This is a genomic window from Polaromonas sp. P3_C2, from assembly GCF_056402675.1.
Map to the genome: position 1 here is coordinate 1 of NZ_JBFUGX010000261.1, position 5569 is coordinate 5569.

7 protein-coding genes and 1 riboswitch are annotated in these 5569 nt (G+C 62.2%); of the genes, 2 read left to right on the top strand and 5 right to left on the bottom strand.

Annotated elements, in window-relative coordinates; genetic code table 11:
* Positions 1-44: 44 nt before the first annotated feature.
* From phnD to AC1DWI_RS12295, 3 genes are all read right to left on the bottom strand, one after another.
* Positions 45-1010, bottom strand: coding sequence for a phosphate/phosphite/phosphonate ABC transporter substrate-binding protein (gene phnD, locus AC1DWI_RS12285; RefSeq protein WP_477668887.1), 966 nt, complete (start codon positions 1008-1010; stop codon positions 45-47).
* Positions 1011-1306: 296 nt separating this feature from the next.
* On the bottom strand, positions 1307-1822 hold the full coding sequence (locus AC1DWI_RS12290) for a DinB family protein (protein ID WP_477668886.1): 516 nt from the start codon (positions 1820-1822) through the stop codon (positions 1307-1309).
* Positions 1822-2028 (bottom strand): DUF1737 domain-containing protein, encoded by a 207-nt coding sequence (locus tag AC1DWI_RS12295; protein WP_477668885.1) that lies wholly within the window; start codon positions 2026-2028, stop codon positions 1822-1824. Before AC1DWI_RS12295 ends, AC1DWI_RS12290 begins: the two co-directional genes overlap by 1 nt.
* Positions 2029-2065: 37 nt before the next feature.
* On the opposite strand from AC1DWI_RS12295, the gene AC1DWI_RS12300 reads away from it, so the two are divergent.
* Both AC1DWI_RS12300 and AC1DWI_RS12305 read left to right on the top strand, forming a co-directional pair.
* Positions 2066-2197 (top strand): hypothetical protein, encoded by a 132-nt coding sequence (locus AC1DWI_RS12300; protein WP_477698189.1) that lies wholly within the window; start codon positions 2066-2068, stop codon positions 2195-2197.
* Between the two features lie 104 nt (positions 2198-2301).
* A complete protein-coding gene (locus tag AC1DWI_RS12305; protein ID WP_477668884.1) occupies positions 2302-2901 on the top strand; it encodes an OmpW/AlkL family protein in 600 nt (199 codons plus the stop codon).
* A 65-nt stretch (positions 2902-2966) separates the two neighbouring features.
* Here the strand turns inward: AC1DWI_RS12305 and AC1DWI_RS12310 are convergent, their stop codons facing one another.
* Both AC1DWI_RS12310 and AC1DWI_RS12315 read right to left on the bottom strand, forming a co-directional pair.
* The gene (locus AC1DWI_RS12310; protein WP_477668883.1) at positions 2967-4280 is read right to left on the bottom strand and encodes a D-amino acid dehydrogenase; all 1314 of its coding nucleotides are present in this window, start codon (positions 4278-4280) and stop codon (positions 2967-2969) included.
* A 110-nt stretch (positions 4281-4390) separates the two neighbouring features.
* Positions 4391-4512: riboswitch (glycine riboswitch) on the bottom strand.
* A gap of 196 nt (positions 4513-4708) precedes the next feature.
* Positions 4709-5245 (bottom strand): GrpB family protein, encoded by a 537-nt coding sequence (locus AC1DWI_RS12315; RefSeq protein WP_477668882.1) that lies wholly within the window; start codon positions 5243-5245, stop codon positions 4709-4711.
* Positions 5246-5569: the final 324 nt, after the last annotated feature.

Below are 5569 nucleotides of genomic sequence, written 5' to 3' on the forward strand. Positions count from 1 at the left end.
CTCGGGGGGCAGGGAGCTACACGAAGTGAGCGACCGTGGGGGCCTTACTTCTTTTGACTGGCGCGGTAGACCTGCATCACCGTCGCGAAATCGCGATCAAAGTTGATGGGCAGGAATGTGTCGTTGCCGGGCAGCTGCTTTTTCAGTGTGGGCGAGAAGCTGTAGCTGAACGAGCATTTCTTCACGCGTGCCTGCAGTTCGGGCGAAACGTCCTTGCTCATGGTCCAGGTTTCCGTCATGAAGGGCGGGCTTTCCCAGATCGTGCGAATGCTCGAGCCCTTGACGTCACCCTTGACGACCATGCGCTGGTACAAATCGCTGGCCACAGCTGCGGCCGGATAAAAACCATGCATCACGCCCGTGACGGAGCGCTCGTGGCCGTTGGAGAACACGACTTCGTAGTCCTTGTCCGGCGTCAGGCCCAGCGCCGGGAACAGCGCGCGCGGCGCGAGGTTGCCCGAGTTGGAGGTGGGTGTGGTGTGCGCGATTTTCTTGCCAATCAGGTCCTTCGGTTCCCTGTACGGGCTGTCGATGCGGGTGATCAGAATCAGTTTGTAGGAGTTGCGCAGGCCCGTGGCCTTGTTGCCCGGAACGCCAAACGGCGCCGGCTGGCCGGCGGTGACCAACTGCGCAGCCAGGCCGGGGTTGACCTGTGCCAGCTGGACCTTGCCGGCCGAGATACCTTCAATCAGCTCTTTTTCACCGAGGATGTCGATGTTGCTGGTCTTGTCCATCGATTCGCCTTGCGCGTTTTGCAGGTCGATGTTTCCGCAGCGTGACAGGTGGCTGAAGTAGTCGCCCCACAAGGCCATRGTTTCGCTCTTGCCATAGGTCTTGGGCATGGCCACGACCATTTTTTCGCGTGGGCCGGAATATTTTTCGGGCGCGGGGGTAGCAGCCGCAGCTTTCGCCTTGCGTGCAGGCTTTGCCTCGTCGGTCTGGGCTGTTGCTGAACCCAGGGCGCAAGCGGCGCTGGCCAATATTGCGGCATGGCGCAGATAAAACTTCATCTTGATCACTCCAGTTRTCTATGAAACCGATACGCAGGAATGCCGGTTTGTGTGCCCTTGGCCGCACAAACCGCGTTCCCAGCCCAATCAGTGTGCATGACGGTGCATCAAAACGAACTTTTTGTTACATTCGAATGAATACCTTCGTGACATAAATCAGCGTATCTGCGTCAGAGGCTGTTGTTTTTTCATTGAAAAGATGGCGCTGGCAACCTGTAAGCGCCTGGGCGGCGGCGAATACTGCGCCTCAGGATACGCGCGTGCTGTGCGGCGGGGGGGGGGGGGCGGCGGACGCCTCAAGCGGCGAGCGAGGCGTCGATTTTGCCGAGCAGCCATTGCAGCCCGGCCAGGTGCTGCTGGTCGTGGCTGCACAGGTAATGCACCAGGCTGCGCAACGTGAGTGCGCCGTAACCTTCGAATTCCGCCGTACGGCCAAGTTGCCCGGGCGTGATGCCCGACAGCATGGCCATCGTCCGGGTGCGCGCTGCCCGAAACGCCGCGATGGCCTCTTGCGCATCAGCGGCCGCGTAGTCGCGTTGCTTTTCCAGCACGTAGCCGTCCAGTGATTCCAGCACGGGGCTGGCCTCTGACAAGGTGCGCTGAAACCGCACGTGATAGCCGTCAATCTCGATGTCCCTGATGTGGCAGATCTGCGCGAGGGCCGTGAAGTTTTCGCTCGGAATGCCTTCCCACGACGGCGGCGTCCAGCGCTTGTGGCTTTCAGGAATCGCGTCGTAGAACTGCTCCAGCTGGCGCGGAAAATCCGCCATGGCCTGGAGCGTTGCGGGGTTCAGGGGCAGCGCAGGGCTCATCAGCCGGCCTTGCGCAGCGAAGGCCACAGCACCGCCTGCGCCACGATCACGTTCTCGCCATTGAAGGTCGCCGCCGGCGAGCCGTAAAGCTCGTAACCCATGGCAAGCACCTCACTCACCCGGCGGCAAAAGCTCGCGTCATCCGGGCCGGTAAGGAGCCTGTAGGTGGGAAGACCGTCGGGGGGCGTGGTGGCGGGTGATGTCATGGCGGCAAGCGGCTGATGAACGGAGGGCGATATTACCGTGTCCGTGCAGATGCTGCAGGTGTTGTTGGTCGTGACCGCGGAGGTAGTGCGCGCCGACACGCAGGATCCGGGCGCCCGCCAGCCACCGAAGGCGCTACCCCTATTTGAGCTGCCGCAAGGTTTGCGCTGATTGCGTTGACGGCTGGGCCGCATTTGCGCCAGATCAAGCCGCCCAACGGGCCGTACGGCTCCAATCAATGACGGGAATGTTCCCGTCTCTTCTGTTACTTACCCATGAAAAAGCAAATCATTGCCGCCGCTGCCCTCTGCACCCTTTTGTCGGGTGCCGCTTTTGCCCAAACCGCTGAAGGCCCCTGGCTGGTCCGAGCGCGCGCCGTCCACCTGGACAGCGCCAACGGTGACAGCACCGGCCTCGGGCTGGCCATCAACAACAAGTGGATGCCGGAGTTCGACATCAGCTATTTCCTCAACCCCAACTTCGCAGTCGAGCTGGTGCTGACGGTTCCGCAAAAGCACACGCTGTCGTCCCGCGGCACCGCCATCGGCAGCTTCAAGCACCTGCCGCCCACGCTGATGGCGCAATACCACTTCGACTCGCTGGGTGCGGGCGCCTTCAAGCCCTATGTCGGCGCGGGCGTCAACTACACCCGCTTCAGTGCGGTCAGCCTGCCGGCTGGCGTGGACATCAAACGCAGCAGCTGGGGCCCGGCGCTGCAGGTCGGCGTGGACATTCCCCTCGGCAAGCAGCTGTCCCTGAACTTCGACCTGAAGAAGGTCTACATCCGCACCGACGTGTCCGCGGGCGGCGCCAACATCGGCACGTTCAAGGCCGACCCGATGTTGTTGGGTGTGGGGCTTGGCTGGCGGTTTTGAGCAGAAAAGGGTGAGACGCCCAAACTTGCGYGTCTCTTCTCGCGGGCGCTTGCGGCGGCGCGGGTTCAGGCCTTTGCCATCCCCGGCAACGCCATCACACGCCCCGGCGCCGCCATCCCCGTAAATGCAAAGTCGACTTCCGGCACGCGCCCGCTCACGATGTCCGCAATCGCCGCGCCCGAGCCGCAGGCATGCGTCCAGCCCAGCGTGCCGTGGCCCGTGTTGAGGAAGACATTGGAGGCCTTGCTTTTGCCGATGTAAGGCACATTGCTCGGTGTGGCCGGCCGCAGGCCCGTCCAGAACTGCGCGCCTTCGCCGTCCGTCATGTCGGGAAAGAGTTGTTTTACACGGCGCACGATGGCGTTGCAGCGCACCAGGTTCAGCTCGGTGTTGTAGCCATTAAGCTCGGCCGTGCCGGCAATGCGCAAGCGGTTGCCAAAGCGCGAGAACACCAGCTTGTATTCGTCATCCGTCAGGCTGACCTGATAGGAAGCGGCTTCGTTGATCACTGGCAGCGTGACCGAGTAACCCTTGGCCGGGTAGATGCGCAGGCTTTGCCCCAGCACCTTGGCCCACTGCGCGCTGAAGGCGCCCAGGCACATCACATACGCATCGGCTTTCAGCATCTCGACCTTGCCGCCGGCCTCGCCGCTGCCCATCGCCACCTGCACGCCATTGAGCTGCCCCTGCGCGGCGTCCAGGCCCAGCACCGTGGTGTTGTACAAAAATTTCACACCGGCCTGCTCGCAACGCGCAGCCAGCGCGGCGGTAAAAGCGCGGGCGTCACCCGATTCATCGCTGGGTGTCATGCTGCCGCCCACGATGCTGCCGCGGCATTGCGCCAGTGCGGGCTCAATCGCCACACATTCGTCGGCCGTCTTCATGTCGAGCTCGCAGCCGTGCTCGCGCATGATGCGTGCGGGCTCCTGCGCCGCGTCGTACTCGGCCTGGCTGGTATAGAAGTGCAGGATGCCCTTGGTCTGCGCGTTGTACAGCAGGCCCAGCTCGGCGCGCAGTTTTTGCAGCGCGCCGCGGCTGTACATGCCCAGGTTCACGATCTGCTTGATGTTTTGTGCCGTACGCGCGGGCGTGCAGTTGCGCAAAAACTCCAGCCCCCACAGCCACTGGTTCACATCGGCGCGCAGCCTGAAGAGCAGAGGCGCATCTTCACGCGCCAGCCATTGCAAGACCTTGAGCGGCGCGCCCGGGTTGGCCCAGGGTTCCGCATGGCTCACCGATATTTGCCCGCCGTTGGCAAAACTGGTTTCCATCGCGGCCGCGTTGCGGCGCTCCACCACCGTTACTTCATGGCCGCGTTGCGCCAAATACCAGGCCGTGGTGATACCCGTGACACCAGCTCCCAAAACCATGACTTTCATGACGATTCCTTTTCATTCAAGCAGAACATTGCAGTTGCGCAAGTGCAATGCCTTGGGGTGCTTGAATCAAAAAGAAACGTGGCAACCGCCAAGCCATCACATGCTTGCGGCCGCTTCCACTGTCCTTGTTACCTGAGAGATTCAGYCGCTGCTTTGATGTCGATGACAAGCTTCGGCTTTGCTCCTTCGGTGCGCTGCACCTTGCGTGCGGCGTCTCTCCAGACGGCTGTGTGTTCCGGGCAGTACGGGACCTGAGCGATTATGGAAGTTTGCGCCTTCGGTGGCTGCCTTGTGGGGCAGCGCTCTCCTGCTTGAACGGGTTTGAATTTACCACCGAAGCCTGTTTTGCCAAGCGTGAATAGGGCGTTCAGTACAGGTCTAGCGGGTTGATTCAGCGGCTTAATAGTAGGAAGCAGGGCGGCTCAGCCTTAGCTGGCCGCGTTCACAAACGCGGCTTTGGCATCGGTATAGGCCTCGCGGTCACCCGGGTGCCTGGCCGCCAGTTCCGCCTTGAGCGCGGCATAGCGCGCCGCCAGCGCCGGGTCCGAACGCAGGGCGTCGCGAAAACGCAGGCGCTGCGCCCACACCTCGCCGCCGTGCACCACCAGGTGCAGGTGATGCGTGCGCCGCCCCTCTGCCCAGCGCATCAGCCATTTGCGGTCAGACAGCGAGGCATTGAATTCAGCGGAGGTCGTGTAGCCGTTGGCGCACAGCGGCGCCAGAAGCGCTTCAGCCGCCGCGATTGATTCCACACCGGCCAGCATGTCAATCACCGGTTTGGCCGCCAGGCCGGGCACGGCCGTGCTGCCGATGTGCTGGATGTCGATCAGGCGGGCCGGCAGCTGGGGGGARAGCGCAAGCAGGCGGTCCCGCTCAGCCACAAACTGCTGGGGCCAGGCCGGGTTGTAGGCCTGCAAGACCACTTCCTCGTGGATAGCGGCAAGCAGCGATTCCTGGTCAGTCATGCGCGTGACGGCTGGCAGGTTGTTGTGCAGGGGCAAAAAACGCTGTGCGACACGCCAGAATCCTTTGCGGGGTCATTTTTAAGGCGGTTTTAAGCATAAAAAAGGCCATTTGCCCAATCAGTAATTGCGCGAGCAGCTATTAAAACAATAGCAACCAGAAATCCCCACGGCTGCGAATGGGGCGGTCTGCATTTCATTCACCTGAGCGCCAGCACAGCTTTGCGCGCCTGTGCCAGCCGCTCTTCCAGATAGGCACCATAAAAGTCGACAGACGCCAGGCCGACCAGCCGTTCCGCCAGGTCTTGCCCGGCCGGGCCCAGAAAC